This is a genomic window from Allocellulophaga tsushimaensis, assembly GCF_055383085.1.
Genome location: NZ_AP039451.1, coordinates 4,240,490 through 4,262,193 on the forward strand (window position 1 = coordinate 4,240,490; position 21,704 = coordinate 4,262,193).

Genomic DNA, 21,704 nt, shown 5'->3' on the forward strand with positions numbered 1-21,704 from the left:
TGTGTTCAAATTTTTGTTCATACATGTTTTGAAATCCTAATTAATTATTCCTTATTTGAAGGAAAAGAGAAAAAGTAAATAATAGAGGTGGGATCGCTAGGTAAAATAACTGAAGATTAAATTCATTATATGCCCAGTGTTCTAGAATTACACCAATATATATCGCCATCATAACTAAAGCACTATGAGATGATGCCCAGAATACAATATTATTTGATGTATTTTGATCATGAGAAGCTATATTTTTAATCCGGAAATACTGCCATATTGCAATTGGAAATGTTAGAAGAACTGAAAAAAATAGGATAGGCGAAATATTAAAAATAAAATAGAGTGGTAATAAAATGAAATACGCAAAAATATTTAGAATTAGATATAAATAAATGGTTCGTTTTCTCCCTATTCTAACAGGTATTGTTACTTTGCTTACCTTTTTATCTCCTTCATAATCTGAAAGATTCATAATCATCATGCGTGCCATTTGAATTAAAAAAGCTGGTAATAACATAATGAATAGCTGTTTTGGGATATTACCAGTTTGAATTGCGAGAACGGTAAACGGCACAATAAAAGTTAGTACAATTGCTACACCAATCTCGCCAAATGAACGATAATTTAATTTAATGGGGGGGGCTGTATAAAACCAAGCGATAAAAAGCCCCGTAGAAATAATTAGTTTACTAATATAGTTAGGCATTAGCATAACTATAATTAGACCTATTAGTAAACAACTAATTCCTGAGTTTATAGCTATTTTAGGTTTCAGTTCACCGTTTACCAATACTCGGCTACCACCTGTCCATTTGGTATATAATTCATTGTTTCTATCGGCATTTAGATCATAGAACTCGTTTATAAAATGTGCCATTAGATGCGTACACCATGAAACCACAAGGCCTAAAAAATACAGTTTTAGATTAATTTCTTGATCGCATTTTAGAATTACATAGGTTATTCCAAAATGATATATTAAACCACTATAAACCAAATATTTTGGTCGAGCGAGTTTCACATAACTCTTCCACTTTGAAGATGTAATCATTCTTTGTATTAATTAAATCATAAATCTATAAAAAACAGATAGGTAATAATATACGGTTTTTTTTGTAATCCAGATCTTTAAAAATTATATTCTAAAATGGTAAAACCCTAGATTTAAGGGTTAGTTGTAATAAAGTAGAAAGGGTAAATCCGGAAAATATTTAAAAGAAAAGGGTTGAATTTAATTATTTGGTTTATGATGATCTTCTAAATACCTTGTAAAGTATAGAAATCTTATATTCATGAGTTTTACTTGTCTTATAATTACAATCACTATTAAAATTAATTAATGCTCGAGGAATAACACCCTTGAGAATAAGAGCTAATAACTACTTGATAATGGGATGCCGCTAAAGTGTTTATTTTTATTCATAGTAGTTAGTCTGTAATAAAACCAGAATACTAGAAAGTGGAAAATTTATTAAAAATTCCTGTTTTAAAAAGGGAATCAGCCATTAATAATTTTATTATTTGCATAGTATATGTAATAGGAGCCTACTGCAATAATTAATGTTGCTAAATTAACAAATACAATGGCTACTATTTTAACCCATTTTTGAACTTTAAAGTTTTTTGATTTTCTAATAATAATTTCGGCAATTATTAAATTAGGGATATAAAATAAAAAATCCATTAAAATGTCAAATACGCCACTAAAATCTTCTGAATGTCCTATTCCATCTGTCAAAACAAACCAAAAGCCATAATTCATTCTATAGATCCAAGATCCAATGGCTAATGCAAACAGACGGATAGCCCAAGCATTATGCTTGTCTATACTTCTAGTAACAGCAAATTTTATAGTAAAAAAGGCGCATATAAACATTAAAACACCGTATAAGCCAAATGCAATATCCATTAGCAAACCACCTTCTGTTCCTTTTAATAAGATAAATAATAAGCCCCCTATTGCTGAGATGAAAGATGCTATTATATATATTCTTCCAGTAATTCTATGAAATTTTGGATACCGTAATCTTATTTTATTTATAAATTGAATACAACCTAAAATAAGTAAAATTGCTCCCGTTAAAAAGTGGAGTCCTATCCCAAAAGTCGCGATTTTATGATCATCAGGAGTGTATAAATTGGGAAGAATTACATTCCATCTTTCCATGTCAGTATCAATCAAGGCAAAAGCGTAATTGGCAATAATAAAAAATGCAAATACTGTACTGCTTAACCATACGGTACCGACCAAAAAATTGATAGAATATTTTAAAAAAGTATTCATTTTTATAGTTAAAATTTAATTCATAGCTAATATACAATGCTTTTTTATGTTTAAAACACCTTGATAATAAAGTATTTATACCAATAATACTAAAATTTAGTGAGCTAGAATTAACACAGCTTTTGAATCGCAAATTAACATATTCTAATAGCTTCTTTTTAAAACATGATGATAATATTTTGTACTCCAAAAGAAGTATGTGTAAGAAAAACCCCTTTAAGCATACAAAGTCTATCTAATTAGTTAGAAAAGAATTATCTATTTTAATAAACCACGCCATAGGGCAACATTTTTTTTGATTTCGTAGAATAGAAAAAGCCAAAGAGATCTTAAAAGATGCTACAAAAAAAGCTTGCGGTACTTTAAATAGTATACAGGAACAACCCTTACTTTATAACGAAAAAATAATATCTAAGTTGTTATTTTAAAAATCTTTATCAGCATAAAAAGTAGTGAAAAATTATTCAAGCAAATTATTTTTATACTATTTTGACTATATTAGTTATAAATTATTTTATATGTATATAAAATTTATTCTCTTTATTTGTTTTATTCTTTTTACAGGATATACAGGTATAGCTCAAATTAATTATATTGAATTAACAGATAATACTTCTTCAAAAAGTAAAATCATCCAAGAACATAAAAGAATAATTCTGGAAACCAGTTCTGGATTGAAAATTAAAGGAAAGTTTACCATTTTAGATGCATCTTCTATTCAAATAAAAAATACGGTTATAGCACTAAAGGATATTGTTTTTTTAAGAAGAAAAACAGTTTTAGGAAATACTATAGGCTGGATTTTTACGGGAGCTTCTGGAGTAACGGCTTTAAGTACTCTAAGTATAGCCCTTAGTAGTAGTCCAGAATTTGCAGTTACCCCTTTAGTAGTTTCAGGAATATTGTATACAACAGGTAGCATTTTTAGAAATCAGCCAAAATACAGTACAAAAAAATGGTCTATAAAAAATCGAATAACAAAAAATAATGAATATTACTCCAATTAAAATAACTATTACATTACTAATTTGCTTAATAGCAACATCATTTGCATTCTCGCAAGGGCGTTATATACGTCTAGAACATAAATCTAAAGAAAAAATCAAAATTTTTAATGAAGGTAAACGTTTAAAAATAAAAACTATCGACGGTAAAAAATTTATAGGTAAATTTTATATCATTAACGAAAACACAATACAAATTAAAGATCAAAAAATTGCATTAAATACTATAAAAAAAATCAGAAATCGCCCTTATATTTATGCTATTGCAAGCATCGGTGTAATAATAGTAGGTTCCACTGTAATAATTTTAACACCTTTATTGGCTGCATTTACCGGAACCACCACCACAGCTGGTATAACTATAGGAACTAGCATCGTAACACTTGGCATATTTTCTCATGAAATCTTCCCAGAGAATAAAACAAGTAAATGGCGTTATACCATAGTCATCAATTAAATAGAATCAAATTAAAACATATTATTCTAAAAATACAGTACAAAATTAGTTTTAATTCTAAATCTTCCTTCAATACTACATTTAAAAAATATACAGGAACTACCCCTACTTTATACCGAAAAAACAACTCATAATCAACAACTTATAAAAAAGTCGAACGTTTGCTAAAATAAAGTCGAACTCATTTCTAAAAAGAAAAGGGTTCGACTTTTTTCTTTCGGTCGCACAAGAACGGTACCCATAAGATATTTGCTTCAAATAAATATTTAAAATACAATCTTATGAAAACGATCTTATTATCTACACTATTATTCTTTAACATTATTTGTTTTGCACAAAACAATACTAAAAATCAGAAAACACAATTTGATGCTTTAAAAACCAATCTTAAAGAACTAATGACAGCACGAAACCTAAACGGATTTAGTTATGTTATTTTTGAAAACTATAAAATAATACATACAGAAGTTTTAGGAATTAAAGCTAAAGGTTCTCCTGAAAAAATTGCTCCTAATACTGCTTTTAGTACGGCATCTATTTCAAAACCTATTACTGCATTATTATGCGCACTTTTAGAAGAAAAAGGTTTGTTAGATTTAGATGCTCCAATTGTTCCTTACCTAAAAGGCTGGAAACTTCCTAAAAGCCATTTTACTAAAAACACTCCAGTTACATGGAAACACCTTCTATCACATACTGCAGGAACAAGCCAACATGGTTTTGCAGATTTTTATGAAGGAGACACCATACCAACCATCATAGAAAGCTTACAAGGGAAACTTCCTAGATATGATAAAGAAATTGAATTTTTATTTGAACCTGGTACAGACTGGAAGTATAGTGGCGGTGGGTATGTTATTATTCAATTAGCATTAGAAAATCACTTTAAAAAGTCTATTGCGCAACTAGCTAAAAAATACATTTTTGATCCCTTGCAGCTAAAAAATACTTCAATGATACAGCCAAATGAAAAAGGTTTTTTAACGAATGTTGCCAAAGTACATGATACAGATGGTACTATTATTAAAACAGGCTTACCGATAACACCACAGGTTACCACATCCGGGATGTGGTCTACTCCTTCTGATTTGGCTACCATATGGATAGAAATACAAAATGCATTACAAAATAAAAACAACACAGTAATATCTCATAAAGTAGCAAAAAGAATTACTGATATCGTTTCTATAAAAACTTCTGGTGGTGCTGGTATGGGATTAACAAGAGCATTTGGCTTTGGCAATATAGATTGGTTTAGCCACAATGGTTCTAATACTGGCGTAGGTGGAGATGTTTATGGAACTATGACTGGTGGTAATGGCTTTGCTTTTTTAGCAAATGGAGAGAAACCAAACAGATTTCCAATACTCGCTTTAGCAAGAAAGGAAATTATACAAATCATGAATTGGGGAAATAAAATGAATCCTGCAAAAATTAAATCAATCCCATCAACATTAATAACAGCAATTGAAGGTGATTATATCGATTTTTTATACGGTGAACAAGGGATTACCTCTACTATTATAGCTCAAGACAATAAATTATATCTAAAATCTTTAATATTTCAATTTTTTCTTGGAAAGGCGCAAAGTGAGATGGTGTACTTAGGAAACAACACCTTTAAAATTATAGACTTCCCTAACTATATTCAATTTAATCTAGACGATAATAAACTCACTGGTTTCACATTTTTTAGAGAAAAGTCTAAAAAACATGCTGTCACCGTAGCAATCGATAGTCTTAAAATACACTAATCAACTACGCATTTATTATCACTCTATAAAATAACATATTATGAAACATATCATCACACTTATCCTTTTTGTATTACCAACTCTAGTATTATCACAAATAGAAGTAACTGGAACCATTAAAGACGATCTTAGCGCTATAGCTTGGGCAAATGTGGTGCTAACTTCTTTAGAAGGTGAAATTGTTACTGGTAGTACTTCTGATGAAGACGGTAATTTTAAATTGACAGCTAATGCTGGTTCGTATTCTTTATCAATTAGTCATTTAGGTTATACAGATTATCAAAAAGAAATCACTTTAAAAGAAAATATAGCCTTAGGAACTATTGTTTTAGAAGAAAGTGCCAACAATTTAGATGAAGTAGTGGTTTCTTATCGAAAAAAGCTAATTGAGCAAAAAACAGATCGGATTGTTTTTAATGTAGCAAACAGTATTGCTGCTAGTGGTGGTGACGCATTAGATGCTTTAAAATTAGCCCCAGGCTTAAGTGTGCAAAATGGAACTATTAGCATCTTTGGAAAAGGCGCTACACAAGTAATGGTTAATGACAGATTATTGCCAATTACTGGAGAAGAGCTTAGCAATTATTTAAATGGATTGGCAGCTGATGACATTCAAAAAATAGAAGTCATTACTAACCCTCCTGCTAAATATGATGCCACAGGAAACGGGGGTTTAATAAATATTATCCTAAAAAAGGGAGCAAAAAACTCATGGAAAAATACAACAACTGCTGTTCATAATATAGATGGGCTAAATTATACTACGTTAAGAAATAACTTATTGTACAACAAAAATAAACTGAGCCTTTCTTTTGCGCTTAATGCCACTAAAGGAAATATAAAAGGTATTGAAGATTTCACTGTATTTTATCCAAATAATACTTGGAAAATTGATATAGATGGGAAAGATAAAAGAGATGCCTTTTCTGGCAGATTAGCTTTAGACTATGACATTACAGATAAGACAACTCTTGGAATACAATATGCTGGGAATAAAAGAAACCCCGACATTACAGACAGAACAGTTTCTAGCATCTTTAATGCAAGTAACCAAATAGACTCGCTTTTGATTAATAATGGTGTAAAGCGAGAAGAAATTATAAGCCATACCCTAAACGCACATATGGTGACCAAATTAGATACTACTTTAGGTAAAAAATTATCTTTTGATGTAGATTACTTCACTTATGATTCTGACAGTAGCAGAGATTTTATCACCGAAACTTTTAATGCAAACAATGAATTTATGAATATTAATTTAACCGCATTAACTACTGCTAAGCAGGTTATAGAAAATTATAGTTTTAAAGCAGATATGGAGCATCCGTTAGAAAAAGTTAACCTGGCATATGGTATTAAAGCAACAAGCATAAAAAGTGCAAGTGAAATTGCTTTTTTTAATAGAAACTCTGGTATGTCTGTATTAGATACAAATATCTCTAATTCTTTTGAATATACAGAAAACATACAAGCTGCTTATATCAATGGAAATGCAAAATTAAATGATAAAGTACAGCTGCAATTGGGTTTACGGTTTGAGGCTACACAAACAGAAGGTTTTTCGCTTAATCTAAATCAAACAAATGAGAATAATTATTCAAAATTGTTTCCAACGGCCTACTTAGCATATGAAAAAGATGAAAACAATTCTTTTTCTTTTAACTACGGAAAGCGTATTCAAAGACCGCAATTTAACCACTTAAATCCATTTAGAGTGTTTGTAAGCAGTAATACGTTCAGTGAAGGAAATCCTTTTCTTCAACCTACATTTAATGATAATTTTGAGTTGAAACATACTTATAAGAATAATTTAAACACTAGCCTTTTTTACAGTATCAGATCTGATGCTTCTGGAGTTATATTTACTTCTGATGTAGAAACGAATACGCAAATTGTTACCCGAGAGAATTTCTTTAAGCAACATACCATCGGAATTAATGAAAATTATGTTTATGATAAAATCAGTTGGTTACAGAGTCAGAATAACTTTGGATTACTCTATACAAAAAGCACCTTTACAAAAGCTTTTGATGCTACTCCGCAAAATGGATTTTCATATATTATTTCTTCTAACAATAGTATTTCTTTAAATAAAACCACCAAACTTCAAATAGATGCAAGTTATAACTCAGCTGCACAATCAAATTTATTTACATTAGGAGATACTTTTAGCTTGGACCTTGGTTTTAGAAAATCGTTTTTAGCAAAAAGTCTACAATTCTCTGTAGTAGTAAAAGATATTTTCAACACTTCTAGTCTAAATAATTTAGCATCTACGGTAAATGGTATTAGACAGGTGTATGGACAAAGTAGAAATAATAGATATGTTCGTTTTTCATTGAGCTATAACTTTGGAAATAAAAAAGTAAATGTAAAAAGTAGAAAATATGGTAATGAAGATGAAATTAAAAGGGCAAACTAATTATGATTTTATTAGATTAACAAGTAGAGGCTATCTGAAAAAGCATTCAGAAGCCTCTGTGTATATTTAAAGTTATAATACTAATAACTTAAATAAATAATCATTAATTACAATTTAGACTCAAGTTAGTATAGGTTATTCTATCATTAGTTCCTTCATACCTTTCGTCTTGATGACTAAATTCAACAGAAAAAGAAAAAGATCTTAATCTTCTACTAGAATAATAAGGCCTATATGATTTTTCACTTCCACTAACTAAACTTGTTTGACGAAAACCTATTGCTCCTCTGTGTTTTTTATTTTGCCAAAAGTTATTACCAACTGTCTTAAGACCTATATTTATGAAGTCGGCAATTCTTCTTCTTTTAATTTTGCTCTGCAAAGAATTCAAGAATCCAGCTTTCTGATACGTGATTTTGGCATCAATTAGTAAATTTCCAGTAGTTGTGACCTTTCGCTTTGAACAATATCTCCTTCTTTCTGCTAAACTGAGTGGTTCATCGGTACCATCTATAATATCTAAAATATTATCATAAATACTATATTTTTTAATACTCTTATTTAATAACTTTGAGTTTTTAGATATAGCAGGGGTAACTTCAACTGTTTCATTTAATACATCTAACTTAAAAATATTTCCTCCAATTTCAATTTCTCCTTTTGAATTTATCAAAGTAGCTAATAGATCATCAACAACTCCTATACTTTCTCTCTCATTTTCACTTAAACTTAGCCTCATTGAAGTGAAATTTAGAGAATCTTCCCACTCCTTAAATTGTTTTGAATTTTTAGATCCTAAATATTCTAACGATTTATCATAATCTTCTCGAGTTGGGAAAGAAAGCATATTGTTCTTAACTTCAACACTAAAATCGTATACTAACTCAGCTTGCTCAATTTCTTGTGTAATAACTTCTTCTCTATCACAACTATTCAATACTATAAATGTAAAAAATAGTAATGTCAAAAATTTATATTTGTTTTTCATTTTATGTCCTTTTAATTTGTAAATAATTCAATTTGTAATTTTCTACGTTTTGAGGAGACTTATTCTAAATAAACACTTCCTCTGTTGATTTTTAAGTTCTATTTCATTAGCTTTTGTTTTAATTAATTTTACTTGCGAGGTAAATTTTGAAACTTTCAACAGAGGTGTTTTTAAATTAAAAATACTTCGAAAATTTAATCTAAAAAAATATTAACGTTGTTTTTTTTCTATAATTTTTAATTATTAAAATAATAATGTATAAATATAATTATATTTTATCTAATTTTATAATAAAAATTCTATATTATTAACAATAAGATATTTAATATGATAAAAAATTATCGATGGTAAACAAATACTAAATTCATTTTTTAACAATTCTATTTTGATGAATTCAAATCGTTTTAAAATTTATACAGAAATTCATTTTTTTTAAAATTCAGGATTGGATATAATTGAAATATTCAAAATTTCATCAAAAATGAAAAAATACTACAGGGAAATATCTTTTATTTCAATTTATTTTCATTTATGTAATGGTAAAAATTAAAATAAGCTAAAATTATATCAACAAATTAAATAATCAATAAAAAAAGAGACCAATTTGAGTCTCTTTTTTGCTATAAATCCTTAAAAATATGAGTATTTCAACGAATTTTAACCTTCTTTAACACCTAAACACTAGCTTATTCACTTAGTGTTAACAAAATTCATTTTTTAACATCGTAAATAATTGTATTTTTACCTCTTAACTTACTATATAATGGGCAAAATTATTGCTGTTGCGAATCAAAAAGGTGGAGTAGGTAAAACAACTACCACTGTAAATTTAGCGGCGTCTTTAGGTGTTCTAGAAAAAAAAGTTCTCCTTATAGATGCAGACCCCCAAGCGAATGCTACATCTGGGCTAGGTATAGATGTAGATGGAATTGAAATAGGAACCTATCAGTTGTTAGAGCATACTAAAACTGCTGAAGAAACGATCATTACTACCACTTCCCCAAATGTAGATCTAATTCCAGCTCATATAGACCTTGTGGCTATAGAAATAGAATTGGTAGATAAGGAAGAGCGCGAGTATATGATGAAAAAAAGCATTACGCATCTTAAGGAAAAATATGATTATATTCTTATAGATTGTGCGCCATCATTAGGTTTATTAACTTTAAATGCACTCACCTCAGCAGATTCTGTAATTATACCCATACAATGTGAGTATTTTGCTTTAGAAGGTTTAGGAAAACTACTAAACACAATTAAAAGTGTACAAAAGATCCACAATGCAAATTTAGATATAGAAGGCATGTTACTTACGATGTACGACTCTAGATTACGCCTTTCTAATCAGGTAGTAGAAGAAGTGAACAAACACTTTAATGATATGGTTTTTGATACTATAATTCAAAGAAATGTTCGTTTAAGTGAAGCGCCAAGTTATGGTGAAAGCATTATAAAATATGATGCAAGCAGTAAAGGTGCTGCCAACTATTTAAACTTGGCTAATGAAGTATTGAAGAAAAACAAGGAAACTGTATAATGGCGAAAGCAACAAAAAAACAAGCTTTAGGGAGAGGTTTATCGGCCTTATTAAAAGACCCAGATAATGATATTACTTCTGCATCAGATAAAAATGCAGATAAAGTAGTTGGTAATATTATTGAGTTAGAATTAAGTTTGGTGGAAGTAAATCCATTTCAACCACGTTCAAATTTTAATGACGAAGCTTTACAGGAATTAGCCTCTTCTATTAAAGAGCTAGGAGTAATACAACCTATTACAGTTCGTAAATTAGAATTTAACAAATACCAACTGGTGTCTGGGGAGCGCAGGTTTAGAGCCTCTAAACTAATTGGCTTAGAAACGATACCTGCATATATCCGTATAGCAAACGACCAAGAATCGTTGGAAATGGCACTTGTAGAAAACATACAACGCCAAGATTTAGATCCTATTGAAATTGCATTATCTTACCAGCGTTTAATTGATGAAATACAGCTTACTCAAGAAAAAATGAGTGAGCGTGTTGGGAAGAAACGTTCTACAATTACTAATTATTTACGTTTATTACGATTAGATCCTATTATACAAACAGGTATCCGAGATGGTTTTGTAAGCATGGGACACGGTAGAGCTTTAGTAAACATTGATGAAAAAGACGATCAGATAAATTTATACGAAAAAATTATTAGCGAAAATTTATCGGTTCGTGATACAGAACAAGCGGTAAAAGAATATCAAAATCCTAAAAGCACCACTACTGCAAAATCTAAAACGCAAAACCCCGCTTTTATAGAAGATAGCATTGCAGATTTCACAAAACACTTAGCCGTTAAAGTAGAAGCAAAAGCTTCTTCAAAAGGAAAAGGAAAATTGGTCATTCCTTTTCATTCAAAAGAAGAATTTGACCGAATCAAAAAATTAATTTTAGGTGCGTAAAAATATTATTTTACTACTATTCTTCCTTACTCTTTTTGTAGGTTTTGCACAAGAAACTAATGAAACTACAACAGGTAAGGACGTAGCACTAGATTCTGTTCAAACCAATTTAAAAAAAGAAGGTATTGTTGTACAAGATTCTTCTATCCTAAAAAAAAGAAAAAAGATAAATCCTCTTGCCCCTAGTAAGGCTGCATTTTATTCAGCAATTTTTCCGGGCTTAGGCCAAATATACAACAAGCGTTATTGGAAAGTACCCTTAGTTTACGGAGCTATAGGAACAGGTATTTTTGTTTACAGCACAAACAATTCTAATTATAAAAGAGCTAGAAGGGCTTTTAAACTAAGACAAGCGGACTTACCAGACCCAGATCCATTAACTGCTGATAGAAACTTTGACATACTGCAAAGAACACAAGAAAACGCCCAAAGAGATCGAGATTTAGCACTATTAGTAACTATAGCATTATATGCCTTAAATGTTATAGATGCCAATGTAGATGCGCATTTAAAACAATTTAATGTAGATGAAGATCTAAGTTTAGATTTTAAGCCCTACTTAGATTATAATGAAATTACGGCCAGACCTAATTATGGAATGGCCTTAACCATAAAATTTTAAAAATGAATATTGCCTTATTTGGATACGGTAAAATGGGAAAGATGATTGCGCAATTAGCAGAAAATCGGAACCATACCATTGTAGTCAAAATTGATGTTGAGCATACTGAGATTGATTTTTCTGTTATAGATGTAGCGATAGATTTTAGTCAACCTGATGCAGCTTTTAATAATATAAAGATGTGTTTAGAAAATAATACTCCTATTATTTCTGGAACAACTGGCTGGTTAGACAAATATGATGACGCAATTACATTGTGTAAACAACATAATGGTGCCTTTATTTATGCTTCTAATTTTAGCTTAGGTGTAAATTTGTTTTTTGAATTAAATGATTATTTGTCTAAGATGATGGCAAATATTGATGAGTATGCTGTTGCTATGGAAGAAATTCATCATACCCAAAAATTAGACGCACCAAGTGGTACAGCCATCACCTTAGCAGAAGGTATTATTAAGAATACAAAATATGCAAACTGGGAATTAGATAAGGCAGCCGAAAACAATATCCCAATTGTAGCAAAACGTATAGAAGCAGTACCTGGCACGCATACAATAAATTATTCTAGTAGTGTAGATGCTATTGAAATTAAACATACAGCACATAATAGAGAAGGTTTTGCTTTAGGAGCTATTGCCGCAGCCGAATGGATTATCGGGAAAAATGGTGTCTTTACAATGAAAGACGTTTTAAACATTAAAAAATAATATTCGCTTAAAATATAGTACATATGTCAGGAAAGGAATGGATTTTATTTATACTACTTGTACAAGTAATTCACTTTTTAGGAACTTGGAAATTATACGTTAAAGCAGGCAGAAAAGCATGGGAAGCGGCAATACCTGTTTATAATGCTATTGTATTAATGCAAATCATAAACAGACCAAAATGGTGGGTAATTTTACTTTTTATCCCTATTATAAATCTATTAATGTTTCCTGTAATATGGGTAGAAACCATACGTAGTTTTGGAAAAAACAGTTTACTAGATACTTGGTTGGTAATTCTAACTTTGGGTTTTTACACCTATTATGTAAATTATGCTTTAGATGTAAAATATATAGAAGGTCGTAGTATTGAACCTAAATCTGGTGCCGGAGAATGGGTAAGCTCTATCGTTTTTGCTATTGTAGCAGCTAGTATTGTACACACCTATTTTATTCAACCCTACGTAATCCCAACAGCTTCATTAGAAAAGACATTATTAATAGGTGACTTTCTTTTTGTAAGTAAATTTCATTATGGTGCAAGAACTCCTATGACCACTATTGCCGCTCCTATGGTGCATGACACGCTACCGCTTTTAGGCGTAAAATCGTATTTAAACAAACCGCAATTACCATATTATAGATTACCAGGTTTTAAAAATATAAAACGAAATGAAATTGTAGTGTTTAGCTGGCCGGCAGATACGGTACGACAGTTTTTTATCCGGGAAAAAGGAGTAAAAAAACCTATTGATAAAAAATCAAATTACGTAAAACGTTGTGTTGGTATTCCTGGGGACACCTTGTCTATCATGAATGGTTATATACACATTAATGGGAAACAAACAGTTTTACCCGATCGTGCAAAACCACAATATTTTTATACATTAACCGCTAAAAAAACATTAGAAAATACTGAAATAAAAGCTGTAGGGTTTGACGATCTTGTTGGTGATGTAGTTAGAATTCCTAAAACTTCTATATTACAAGAGAGAGATGCTAAAAACATTATTGAAAATGGCACTAATTTTCTTAAAATAAAAACTGATAGCATTTTCAATTATTATTTAAATCCAAAAGAGCCAAGATTACGCCCAGATATTCTTTCATACCTTTCAACTAAACTTAAAGCTCGGAGTGTAAAGAACATGAAAGTTTTTAACCTTACAGATAAAGAAGCGGAAGGGTTTGTTGGCAAACATGGTATAGTATCTGTTAAAAAAATTCTTCGTGAAGAAAAGAACGCTTCTATTTTTCCTCAAAATAATGCTTATACAGGAACTATAGATAATTTTGGTCCTATTTATATTCCTGAAGCTGGTAAGACGATCTCTTTAAACATAGGGAACCTTCCGTTGTATAAAAAGATTATAACAGAGTACGAAAAAAATACACTGAGCACCTCTGGTAATCAAATAATGATAAATGACGAAATTGTTACTTCATATACCTTTAAACAAGATTATTATTGGATGATGGGCGATAACAGACACAGATCTGAAGACAGTAGATACTGGGGTTATGTGCCTGAAGACCATATTGTAGGAACGCCAATTTTTATTTGGATGAGTATCGGCAATTTTGACCAAGGCATAGGAAATTGGGGTATCCGCTGGGATCGGGTTTTTACCACCGTTAATGGAACAGGAGAACCCACCTCATATTTCAAGTATTTCTTAATGTTATTAGCGGGTTATTTTGTTTTTGATTTCTTTAGAAAGAAACAAAAAGCGAAGAAAAAAAGTGATTCTTAAAATCTAAAATATGTTTTTATGGAGTTACTTATCCATCCTGGTTACTTTCTTAATATAGCAAGTTTTGCTGCCTTAACTCAACATACAGTTTGTTGGGAAACTTCTGGGAATTACCAAAAACAGAGTTATAGAAATCGATGCTATATCGCTAATGACAGGGGAAAGCATATCTTAACAATTCCTATTAAACACCTAGGAGGTGGCAAAAACAAGCAAACTTACGCTAATATCAAAATAGATAACGATTATAAATGGCAACGCCAGCATTGGAGAACATTACAAACAGCCTATAGAACTTCTCCATTTTTTGAATTTTATGAAGATGAAATAGCGCCCTTATACGAGCAAGAATTTAATTCTTTGTTAGACTTTAACCTTAAAGCAATTGAAGTCATATATGATTGCCTACAAATAGAATTTCCAAAAAAACAAACGAGTATATATCATAAACAACCAGAGACTACTATTATTGATGCTCGCTTTTTAATTGATGTGAGACAAAAAACAACATACCATCAAGAAAAGTATGCACAAGTTTTTGATGATCGGAATGGTTTTATTGAAAACTTAAGTATTCTAGATCTTGTTTTTAATGAAGGAACAAATGCACTAACTTATTTAAAAAGTTTAAAACTAGATTTTTTGAATGCTTAGATGGTGTATTCATTACGGAATTCATTTTTTAATCCCATTTATAATAGGTTTTATTTTCTTTAAAGAGAATAGAATCAGAGTTATTTTAATTTTACTAGCCGCTATTGTTATTGATTTAGATCATCTTTTAGCAACTCCAATTTTTGATCCGCAACGATGCAGTATTAATTTTCACCCCTTACATACCTATTGGGCCATTGCTTTATATACCAGCTTACTATTCTTTAAAAAAACAAGAATTTATGGCATAGCATTATTATTGCATATAGTAGCTGATTCAGCAGATTGTTTCTTTATTATTCATTCAGAAATCTAATGAAGTCATAACAGGAAAGTGATCTGACAATTCTATATCATAATTTTTATGCGCAATGACTTTTATTTTTGGATCAACTAAAATAAAATCTATTCGTACTGGGTAGTATTTAAAATTGTACGTTTTACCGTAACCTATTCCTTTCTCAGAAAAAGTATCTTGTAAATTTCCTTTTACAGTATAATACACATTAGAATACTGACTATTATTAAAGTCGCCACAAACAATGATTTTATGGGTTGTGGTTTTCATATGCTTTTCCACTATCGCTGCATGCTCTTGTTGTTTTTTAAAAGATTGTGTCAATCGACCATACAGGTGATCAGATTTTTCATTTAAAATTTCACGATTGGGAGCAATACTTAAGGATTGTAGGTGAACACTATATACCCGTATGGTATCATTATAATATAGAATATCTGCAAAGATTGCATTATTTCCATGACCCCTATTATGAAACTTTAGTGAGCCGCTATTAATAATTTTATATTTAGAATAAATGGCCTGTGTTAAAAAATCATAACCTTTAACGGGGTTTATAAAACGATAAGGGTAGTGAGAGAATTTTTGATCCATAGCAGTATTATATTCCTGAAAACATAGAATACCTGGATTTTGTTCTTTTGTAAAATCAATAAACTTATTCCCATATGTTCTATCCGAGTATTTTTTCACATTATAAAACCCGCGCACATTATAACTCATTACCCGCAAACTTTCATCAGTAATTTGCGTTTCAGATAAACGAAACATCACAAAAGAGCCTAATACTAAGTATGCAAGCAATAACATTGAAAAGGATACTAAAAATTGTTTTTTCCACAGTAAAATATAAAAAACAACAAAAACGCTATTGATCAAAACTAAAATGGGAACAGATAAACTTAAAAAAGTAATAGGCGGGAATGTTGTTGCAGAAATATAGGGCGCAAAACAAGCAAAAAATAAAAGTATAGCAAATAAAATGTTGATTAGAAAAATGAACCTCTTAAAAAACTTGACAATCCATTTCACAGCATCTATTTTTTACCTGCTTTAAACAAAAAGTCTTTTTCTTCTTTAGAAAGGCTCTCATAACCAGACTTGCTAATTTTATCTAATATCGCATCTATTTTACGTTGATGACTCTCCTTTTCATAATTTACAACTTTAGTTCTTTTTGCTGTCTTTGTTTTCCTGTATACGGTTTTTAGAGGGGCTTTTTTTTCTTTTTTAAAGATATTAGCTACTGCATCTAGAAGAGCAGAAAACCAAGCTCCAATATCTTTTCCTTTTGCCAACTGATTTGCATAGTAATACCCAATAAATGCACCGCCTAAATGTGCAATTCTACCTCCTATATTCTCATCATAACCAATTTGGATTAAATCAATTAAAACAAAAAAAGCACCGATATACCAGAGTTTTACATTAAAAAAAATGAGTCTAACCTCTTGATTTGGAATATAAGTACATATAAAAATAAGTACGGCTGTAACTCCAGCAGATGCTCCAATTAATACTGCATTTGTATCTACTAAATTTGGAAATACATTATAGCTTATTAAAAACAGAAGCCCTCCTAATAAAACACCTAAAAAATATACATTAATTAATTTTCGGTCTCCAAAAAGATTTAGAAAAATTTTTCCAGAAAAGTATAAAGCCACCATGTTCCATAAAAGATGTCTAAAGCCCCCATGAAAAAAAGAATAGGTAACAATAGACCAGGGTTGCGAAGCAAAATCTACTATTTTTTTTGGAAGGTGAAACCAAGAGCTAATCACATCCATATTTTGGAATAATAATGCATTGAGGAGACCAGCTACAATAAAGACCAATACATTTATGGCTATAAGCTTCTCTGCAATACTTAATCTTGAATAATAATATTTTAAACTAGCCGCCATTTAGTTCCAACGATTCTTATTAAACTGATTTTTTTTCCAATACCACATCATGATAAAGCCAACTAACGCTCCGCCTATATGTGCAAAATGTGCGACTCCAGTAGAATAGTTGCTAAAGCCAAAAAAGACATCACTCACTATTAATATTGGAACAAAGTATTTTGCTTTTACAGGAAAGAGAAAATAAATTAATAATTCAGAATTAGGATAGGTAAAAGCAAATGCTACCAGTATTCCATATACTGCACCTGATGCACCTAACATACTTCCTAAAAAATTACCTTGCAAGTTCCTAGCTATATCATAAAGCTCTTGATTTATTCCTGGTATTCTAGCCACATCTTTTAATAGATATTCTCTTATTTGATCAGAGGTATATCCCATTTCTAAAAAAGTGTCCATTCCTTGCTGAAATTGAAAATAATTATACCCCAATTGCAATAAAACAGCTCCTAATCCTGCAGAAATATAAAAGAATAAAAACTTATTTCTTCCCCATATCTGTTCTAAAGGAGAACCAAACATCCATAAACCAATCATATTAAAAAGTAAATGATATATGATTACGCTTCCATTTTGATCAATAGAAGCATGCATAAACATGTGCGTAATAAATTGCCATGGTTTAAAAAAAGGACTTCCTGGATAATGGAACGCTAAAATATTTTCCAGATCTAAAATATTTTGCTTAAATAAAATTATTGTAGCAATCCATAGAATTACATTAATTATTATCAAATGTTTAACGGTATCTGTTATCCTATTCATCATCTACAAGAATTTTTTATCGATATCATCACCAGTAATGGTAATATAGATTGGTTTGTTAAACGGACTTATTTTGGGTTCTTTACAGGCAAATAAATCGTTTACTAATGCGGTTTGTGAATCAGGATCTAACTGTTCTCCTGTTTTTACTGCTAATGTTTTACTTAATGTTTTTGATAAAATATCTGATTGCGAAAAACTAATATCTTGAGCATCTAATTGGTAATCAGAAATTAATTGATCTAATACCATCCCTACCTCACTTTCTGGAACTAATAATGGAACTCCTATAATTTCTACAAGGTCATCGCTTATACTTTGAAAAGCAAAACCAATTGCAATGAGACTTTCTTTAATTTCTGATATTATAGCAATATCTGTTTTTGAAAAAGACAAACTTAAAGGAAACAATAGTTGTTGACTCACTGCTTCTTTAATGGTAATGTTTTTTAAGAAATTCTCGTATAATACACGTTGATGCGCTCTGCTTTGATCTATAATAACCATTCCAGATTTTATAGTTGTTACGATGTATTTTCGCTTTAATTGAAAAGTAGTACTTGTATTTTCAAAAGACGCTTGCTTGCCCTCAAAAATAGAACCCGTAATAGTATCAGACTCATAACTTACACTACTAAAACCATCTACTTTACTTGCTTTAGATTCTAAACCTACAAACATATTTTCCCAACCTTTAGCACTCTGTTTCTCATAATTAGCACTTCTGTGCTTAGGTTTACTTTGTTCTTCAGTAAAAGGGTTGAATCCAGAATCTACTGTTATTTTAGGAACTTCTACATTTTTATTTTGATATGCATATGGCGTTTCTAAATTTTTATCGTGATCAAAATCTAAAGATGGGACTACATTAAACTGCCCTAAACTATGTTTTACAGCAGATCTTAATAATGCGTACAACGTAGGTTCATCATCGAACTTAATTTCTGTTTTTGTAGGATGTATGTTAATATCTATAGTGGATGGGTCTACATCTAAATATAAAAAATAACCCGGGTGCGTATCGGATTTAATAAGTCCTTCAAAAGCGGCAACTATGGCATGATGCAAATAGGGACTTTTAATAAACCTATGGTTTACAAAAAAGAATTGTTCTCCCCTACTCTTTTTAGCAAATTCTGGTTTACTAATAAAACCTGTAATTTTCACTACCTGCGTTTCCTCTTCTACAGGCACTAATTTTTCATTGGCTTTTGCTCCAAAAATATTTACAATACGTTGCCTATAATTAGATTTTGGAAGATGAAATAATTCGCTTCCATTATTATAAAAATGAAACTTAATGTTTGGGTGTGCCAGTGCTACCCTATGAAATTCATCTGTAATATGTCTAAACTCAACTTGATTAGATTTTAAGAAATTACGTCTAGCCGGAATATTAAAAAAAAGATTCTTTACACTTAGTGAGGTTCCTTTTGGAGTAACAGTAACTTCCTGAGAAATAATTTTGCTCCCTTCTATTTTAAGTTGTACTCCAATTTCATCATCTGCTGTTTTAGTTAATAACTCTACATGTGCAATAGCAGCTATAGAGGCTAAGGCTTCTCCTCTAAAACCTTTTGTATTTAAACTAAATAAATCTTCAGCATTTTTTATTTTTGAAGTTGCATGCCTTTCAAAACACAAACGCGCATCGGTTTCACTCATCCCTTTACCATCATCTACAACTTGTATCAATGCTTTACCACCATCTTTAATAATCAATTTTATGGCATTTGCCCCTGCATCAATTGCATTCTCCAAAAGTTCTTTAACAACAGAAGAAGGGCGTTGTACTACTTCACCTGCTGCTATTTGATTAGCAACATGGTCTGGTAAAAGTTGGATAATATCTGGCATTAATTTAGAAGATCGAGAACTTTAGATAATTTAATAGCAAAATATGCTATTATCATTAAAATTGAAAAAATAACATATAAGCGTATTTTTCTATTCCTATTACTCTCTATACTTTTAACTTTTTTCCAATCATCTCTATAATTTTTCTTCTTGAAATTTAATACTCCCGCTTCTTTTAGCTTTTCTTCTCTTTTAAGCCTTTCCTCTTTCGCTTTTATTAAATTATCAATACGTTCTTTACGCTCATTATAGTAACGAGGAGTATAATTATAGGTATAATTTCTATTAAGTCTGATTAATGTAGGTAATTTCATATTACATCGCTTTTCTCAAAGTTACTTAAAAACAAAAAATATGCCGTAATTGTAATGCTAAAATTTGTTAACAGATTTTACTGTTAAGAAAAGTAATAAAATTTTAAATGTGCTTAGTTACCTAATGCGGCCATTTTAATTGCAGCTATTGCCGCTTCTACGCCCTTATTACCATGAATACCTCCACTGCGGTCTATAGCTTGCTGCAAGGTATTATCTGTAAGTACACAGAAAATTATTGGCGTGTTATATGCTACATTTAAATCTTTTATGCCTTGAGCGGTGGCACTACAAACAAAATCAAAATGTTTAGTTTCTCCTTGGATAACACTACCAATGGCAATAACAGCATCTACTTTTTTACTTCCTGTTTGCTGAACCATTTTCTTAGCACCAAAAACCAATTCGAAACTACCAGGTACCTCCCAACGAGTAATATTTTCTACTAATGCACCGCAATCTAATAATGCAGCTTTAGCTCCTTCAAAAAGCCCTTCAGTTATTTCTGTATTCCATTCAGAAACAACAATCCCAAATCGAAAATTTTTCGCATTTGGGATTGTTGTTTTATCGTAAACCGATAGGTTGTTATTGGCAGTTGCCATTATTTTACATTTTTAGCCATTCCAATTAAAGCATCAATATTATTAGCTTCATTAGATTTTGGAAATTCTTCTTTTATTCTCTCAAAATACGCTAAAGCTTCAGCTCCTTTTTTCATATCTAAAGCGATAATACCTGCTTTGTATAAATATAAAGAAGTATATGCATTTGTAGTTACCGCTATCGCTTTGTTATAATATTCTAAAGCTTCAACAGGCTGATCTAATTGAGCAAAAGCATCACCGATACCTCCTTTTGCTATAGTATTTGTAATATCATCTTCTGCAGTATAATTTCCTAAGTATTCTATTGCTTCTTGATATTTTTGTAAATTTAGGTAAGATGTACCAGCAGCATAAGTTGCTAAATTTGCAGCATCCGTTCCACTATACTCTTCTATAATACTAATAAAACCATATTTACCATTTGCACCTTCTAATGCAGTGTTAAACAAAGAATCTCTTTCTGTAGTGCTTTTTAAAGCCTGATCAAAAGATTGTAATGGGTAATACATCTCATTACTAGCTGTTGCTTCTTTGGGTTGCGCTACAAACTGATTGTAGGCTAAATATCCTAAAACTGCTACTGCTACTACGCCAATTACACCTAAAATATAATTCTGGTTTTTAGACACCCACTCTTCTGATCTAGAGGCACTTTCATCTAAAGTATTAAAAACTTCAGCTGTTGTGCTTTCTTGCTCATCTAACTGTACCTCTTCAGCTTTGTTTTTTGGTTTGTAGCCGCGTTTCTTATATGTTGCCATTATTTAATTTTATTAATCGGGCAAAAATAAAGTTTTTATTGAAAATGGGAAGCTTCTTATTCGTTATTTTTCAATAATTTGCACCTTTGTTTGCTATTGAAACTCAAAAATTGATTGC

The 21,704-nt window shown here is 30.5% G+C and carries 21 protein-coding genes and 1 pseudogene; 12 read left to right on the top strand and 10 right to left on the bottom strand.

Annotated features, from left to right (window positions below; all coding sequences use genetic code 11):
• Positions 1-40: 40 nt before the first annotated feature.
• Both ACZ451_RS18150 and ACZ451_RS18155 read right to left on the bottom strand, forming a co-directional pair.
• Positions 41-1,042 carry a prenyltransferase gene (locus ACZ451_RS18150; protein ID WP_464214827.1) on the bottom strand — a complete coding sequence of 334 codons (1,002 nt, stop codon included), beginning with the start codon at positions 1,040-1,042 and terminating at the stop codon, positions 41-43.
• Positions 1,043-1,489: 447 nt separating this feature from the next.
• On the bottom strand, positions 1,490-2,275 hold the full coding sequence (locus ACZ451_RS18155) for a DUF2306 domain-containing protein (protein ID WP_464214828.1): 786 nt from the start codon (positions 2,273-2,275) through the stop codon (positions 1,490-1,492).
• Between the two features lie 518 nt (positions 2,276-2,793).
• On the opposite strand from ACZ451_RS18155, the gene ACZ451_RS18160 reads away from it, so the two are divergent.
• The 5 genes and pseudogenes from ACZ451_RS18160 (at position 2,794) to ACZ451_RS18180 (ending at position 7,912) form a co-directional block, all read left to right on the top strand.
• Positions 2,794-3,282 (top strand): hypothetical protein, encoded by a 489-nt coding sequence (locus ACZ451_RS18160; protein WP_464214829.1) that lies wholly within the window; start codon positions 2,794-2,796, stop codon positions 3,280-3,282.
• Positions 3,263-3,736: a hypothetical protein gene (locus ACZ451_RS18165; RefSeq protein ID WP_464214830.1), complete on the top strand. Its 474-nt coding sequence runs from the start codon at positions 3,263-3,265 to the stop codon at positions 3,734-3,736. The genes ACZ451_RS18160 and ACZ451_RS18165 overlap by 20 nt, the downstream gene beginning before the upstream one ends.
• Positions 3,737-3,759: 23 nt before the next feature.
• Positions 3,760-3,870 (top strand): annotated as a pseudogene (locus ACZ451_RS18170) (AraC family transcriptional regulator); the annotation flags it as partial.
• 147 nt (positions 3,871-4,017) lie between these two features.
• The gene (locus tag ACZ451_RS18175; protein WP_464214831.1) at positions 4,018-5,490 is read left to right on the top strand and encodes a serine hydrolase domain-containing protein; all 1,473 of its coding nucleotides are present in this window, start codon (positions 4,018-4,020) and stop codon (positions 5,488-5,490) included.
• Between the two features lie 40 nt (positions 5,491-5,530).
• Positions 5,531-7,912: a TonB-dependent receptor domain-containing protein gene (locus ACZ451_RS18180; protein ID WP_464214832.1), complete on the top strand. Its 2,382-nt coding sequence runs from the start codon at positions 5,531-5,533 to the stop codon at positions 7,910-7,912.
• 103 nt (positions 7,913-8,015) lie between these two features.
• On the opposite strand, the gene ACZ451_RS18185 is transcribed toward ACZ451_RS18180, so the two are convergent.
• Positions 8,016-8,900: a hypothetical protein gene (locus ACZ451_RS18185; RefSeq protein ID WP_464214833.1), complete on the bottom strand. Its 885-nt coding sequence runs from the start codon at positions 8,898-8,900 to the stop codon at positions 8,016-8,018.
• 763 nt (positions 8,901-9,663) lie between these two features.
• Here ACZ451_RS18185 and ACZ451_RS18190 point away from each other — a divergent pair.
• The 7 genes from ACZ451_RS18190 to ACZ451_RS18220 are packed head-to-tail and all read left to right on the top strand — an operon-like array spanning position 9,664 to position 15,389.
• Positions 9,664-10,437 (top strand): ParA family protein, encoded by a 774-nt coding sequence (locus ACZ451_RS18190; RefSeq protein WP_464214834.1) that lies wholly within the window; start codon positions 9,664-9,666, stop codon positions 10,435-10,437.
• Entirely contained in the window at positions 10,437-11,336 is a 900-nt protein-coding gene (locus tag ACZ451_RS18195) for a ParB/RepB/Spo0J family partition protein (protein WP_464214835.1), read from the top strand. The genes ACZ451_RS18190 and ACZ451_RS18195 overlap by 1 nt, the downstream gene beginning before the upstream one ends.
• Positions 11,329-11,958, top strand: coding sequence for a DUF5683 domain-containing protein (locus ACZ451_RS18200; protein ID WP_464214836.1), 630 nt, complete (start codon positions 11,329-11,331; stop codon positions 11,956-11,958). Before ACZ451_RS18195 ends, ACZ451_RS18200 begins: the two co-directional genes overlap by 8 nt.
• Positions 11,959-11,960: 2 nt before the next feature.
• Positions 11,961-12,665, top strand: a complete 705-nt coding sequence (dapB, locus tag ACZ451_RS18205) for a 4-hydroxy-tetrahydrodipicolinate reductase (RefSeq protein ID WP_464214837.1) — start codon at positions 11,961-11,963, stop codon at positions 12,663-12,665.
• A gap of 23 nt (positions 12,666-12,688) precedes the next feature.
• Positions 12,689-14,419, top strand: coding sequence for a signal peptidase I (gene lepB / locus ACZ451_RS18210; protein WP_464214838.1), 1,731 nt, complete (start codon positions 12,689-12,691; stop codon positions 14,417-14,419).
• Positions 14,420-14,437: 18 nt separating this feature from the next.
• Entirely contained in the window at positions 14,438-15,073 is a 636-nt protein-coding gene (locus ACZ451_RS18215; protein WP_464214839.1) for a WbqC family protein, read from the top strand.
• Complete coding sequence (locus tag ACZ451_RS18220) at positions 15,066-15,389, top strand: DUF6122 family protein (RefSeq protein WP_464214840.1); 324 nt, start codon at positions 15,066-15,068, stop codon at positions 15,387-15,389. The genes ACZ451_RS18215 and ACZ451_RS18220 overlap by 8 nt, the downstream gene beginning before the upstream one ends.
• On the opposite strand, the gene ACZ451_RS18225 is transcribed toward ACZ451_RS18220, so the two are convergent.
• The 7 genes from ACZ451_RS18225 to ACZ451_RS18255 form a co-directional block, all read right to left on the bottom strand.
• Complete coding sequence (locus ACZ451_RS18225) at positions 15,378-16,181, bottom strand: endonuclease/exonuclease/phosphatase family protein (protein ID WP_464214841.1); 804 nt, start codon at positions 16,179-16,181, stop codon at positions 15,378-15,380. The two genes, ACZ451_RS18220 and ACZ451_RS18225, sit on opposite strands and share 12 nt — an antisense overlap.
• A gap of 227 nt (positions 16,182-16,408) precedes the next feature.
• Entirely contained in the window at positions 16,409-17,278 is an 870-nt protein-coding gene (locus ACZ451_RS18230) for a rhomboid family intramembrane serine protease (RefSeq protein WP_464214842.1), read from the bottom strand.
• Positions 17,279-18,049, bottom strand: coding sequence for a rhomboid family intramembrane serine protease (locus ACZ451_RS18235; RefSeq protein WP_464214843.1), 771 nt, complete (start codon positions 18,047-18,049; stop codon positions 17,279-17,281).
• Positions 18,050-19,903, bottom strand: a complete 1,854-nt coding sequence (mutL, locus tag ACZ451_RS18240; protein WP_464214844.1) for a DNA mismatch repair endonuclease MutL — start codon at positions 19,901-19,903, stop codon at positions 18,050-18,052.
• Entirely contained in the window at positions 19,903-20,217 is a 315-nt protein-coding gene (locus tag ACZ451_RS18245) for a hypothetical protein (RefSeq protein WP_464214845.1), read from the bottom strand. The genes mutL and ACZ451_RS18245 overlap by 1 nt, the downstream gene beginning before the upstream one ends.
• Positions 20,218-20,330: 113 nt before the next feature.
• Positions 20,331-20,822 carry a 6,7-dimethyl-8-ribityllumazine synthase gene (gene ribH / locus ACZ451_RS18250; RefSeq protein ID WP_464214846.1) on the bottom strand — a complete coding sequence of 164 codons (492 nt, stop codon included), beginning with the start codon at positions 20,820-20,822 and terminating at the stop codon, positions 20,331-20,333.
• Positions 20,822-21,586 carry a tetratricopeptide repeat protein gene (locus tag ACZ451_RS18255; protein WP_464214847.1) on the bottom strand — a complete coding sequence of 255 codons (765 nt, stop codon included), beginning with the start codon at positions 21,584-21,586 and terminating at the stop codon, positions 20,822-20,824. Before ACZ451_RS18255 ends, ribH begins: the two co-directional genes overlap by 1 nt.
• Positions 21,587-21,704 lie beyond the last annotated feature (118 nt).

Bases quoted from the DNA above. Each gene is read 5' to 3' on its own strand.
- ACZ451_RS18150 (WP_464214827.1), bottom strand. From the start codon at position 1,042: ATGATTACATCTTCAAAGTGGAAGAGTTATGTGAAACTCGCTCGACCA.
- ACZ451_RS18155 (WP_464214828.1), bottom strand. From the start codon at position 2,275: ATGAATACTTTTTTAAAATATTCTATCAATTTTTTGGTCGGTACCGTA.
- ACZ451_RS18160 (WP_464214829.1), top strand. From the start codon at position 2,794: ATGTATATAAAATTTATTCTCTTTATTTGTTTTATTCTTTTTACAGGA.
- ACZ451_RS18165 (WP_464214830.1), top strand. From the start codon at position 3,263: ATGAATATTACTCCAATTAAAATAACTATTACATTACTAATTTGCTTA.
- ACZ451_RS18175 (WP_464214831.1), top strand. From the start codon at position 4,018: ATGAAAACGATCTTATTATCTACACTATTATTCTTTAACATTATTTGT.
- ACZ451_RS18180 (WP_464214832.1), top strand. From the start codon at position 5,531: ATGAAACATATCATCACACTTATCCTTTTTGTATTACCAACTCTAGTA.
- ACZ451_RS18185 (WP_464214833.1), bottom strand. From the start codon at position 8,900: ATGAAAAACAAATATAAATTTTTGACATTACTATTTTTTACATTTATA.
- ACZ451_RS18190 (WP_464214834.1), top strand. From the start codon at position 9,664: ATGGGCAAAATTATTGCTGTTGCGAATCAAAAAGGTGGAGTAGGTAAA.
- ACZ451_RS18195 (WP_464214835.1), top strand. From the start codon at position 10,437: ATGGCGAAAGCAACAAAAAAACAAGCTTTAGGGAGAGGTTTATCGGCC.
- dapB (WP_464214837.1), top strand. From the start codon at position 11,961: ATGAATATTGCCTTATTTGGATACGGTAAAATGGGAAAGATGATTGCG.
- lepB (WP_464214838.1), top strand. From the start codon at position 12,689: ATGTCAGGAAAGGAATGGATTTTATTTATACTACTTGTACAAGTAATT.
- ACZ451_RS18215 (WP_464214839.1), top strand. From the start codon at position 14,438: ATGGAGTTACTTATCCATCCTGGTTACTTTCTTAATATAGCAAGTTTT.
- ACZ451_RS18220 (WP_464214840.1), top strand. From the start codon at position 15,066: ATGCTTAGATGGTGTATTCATTACGGAATTCATTTTTTAATCCCATTT.
- ACZ451_RS18225 (WP_464214841.1), bottom strand. From the start codon at position 16,181: ATGTTATTGCTTGCATACTTAGTATTAGGCTCTTTTGTGATGTTTCGT.
- ACZ451_RS18230 (WP_464214842.1), bottom strand. From the start codon at position 17,278: ATGGCGGCTAGTTTAAAATATTATTATTCAAGATTAAGTATTGCAGAG.
- ACZ451_RS18235 (WP_464214843.1), bottom strand. From the start codon at position 18,049: ATGATGAATAGGATAACAGATACCGTTAAACATTTGATAATAATTAAT.
- mutL (WP_464214844.1), bottom strand. From the start codon at position 19,903: ATGCCAGATATTATCCAACTTTTACCAGACCATGTTGCTAATCAAATA.
- ACZ451_RS18245 (WP_464214845.1), bottom strand. From the start codon at position 20,217: ATGAAATTACCTACATTAATCAGACTTAATAGAAATTATACCTATAAT.
- ribH (WP_464214846.1), bottom strand. From the start codon at position 20,822: ATGGCAACTGCCAATAACAACCTATCGGTTTACGATAAAACAACAATC.
- ACZ451_RS18255 (WP_464214847.1), bottom strand. From the start codon at position 21,586: ATGGCAACATATAAGAAACGCGGCTACAAACCAAAAAACAAAGCTGAA.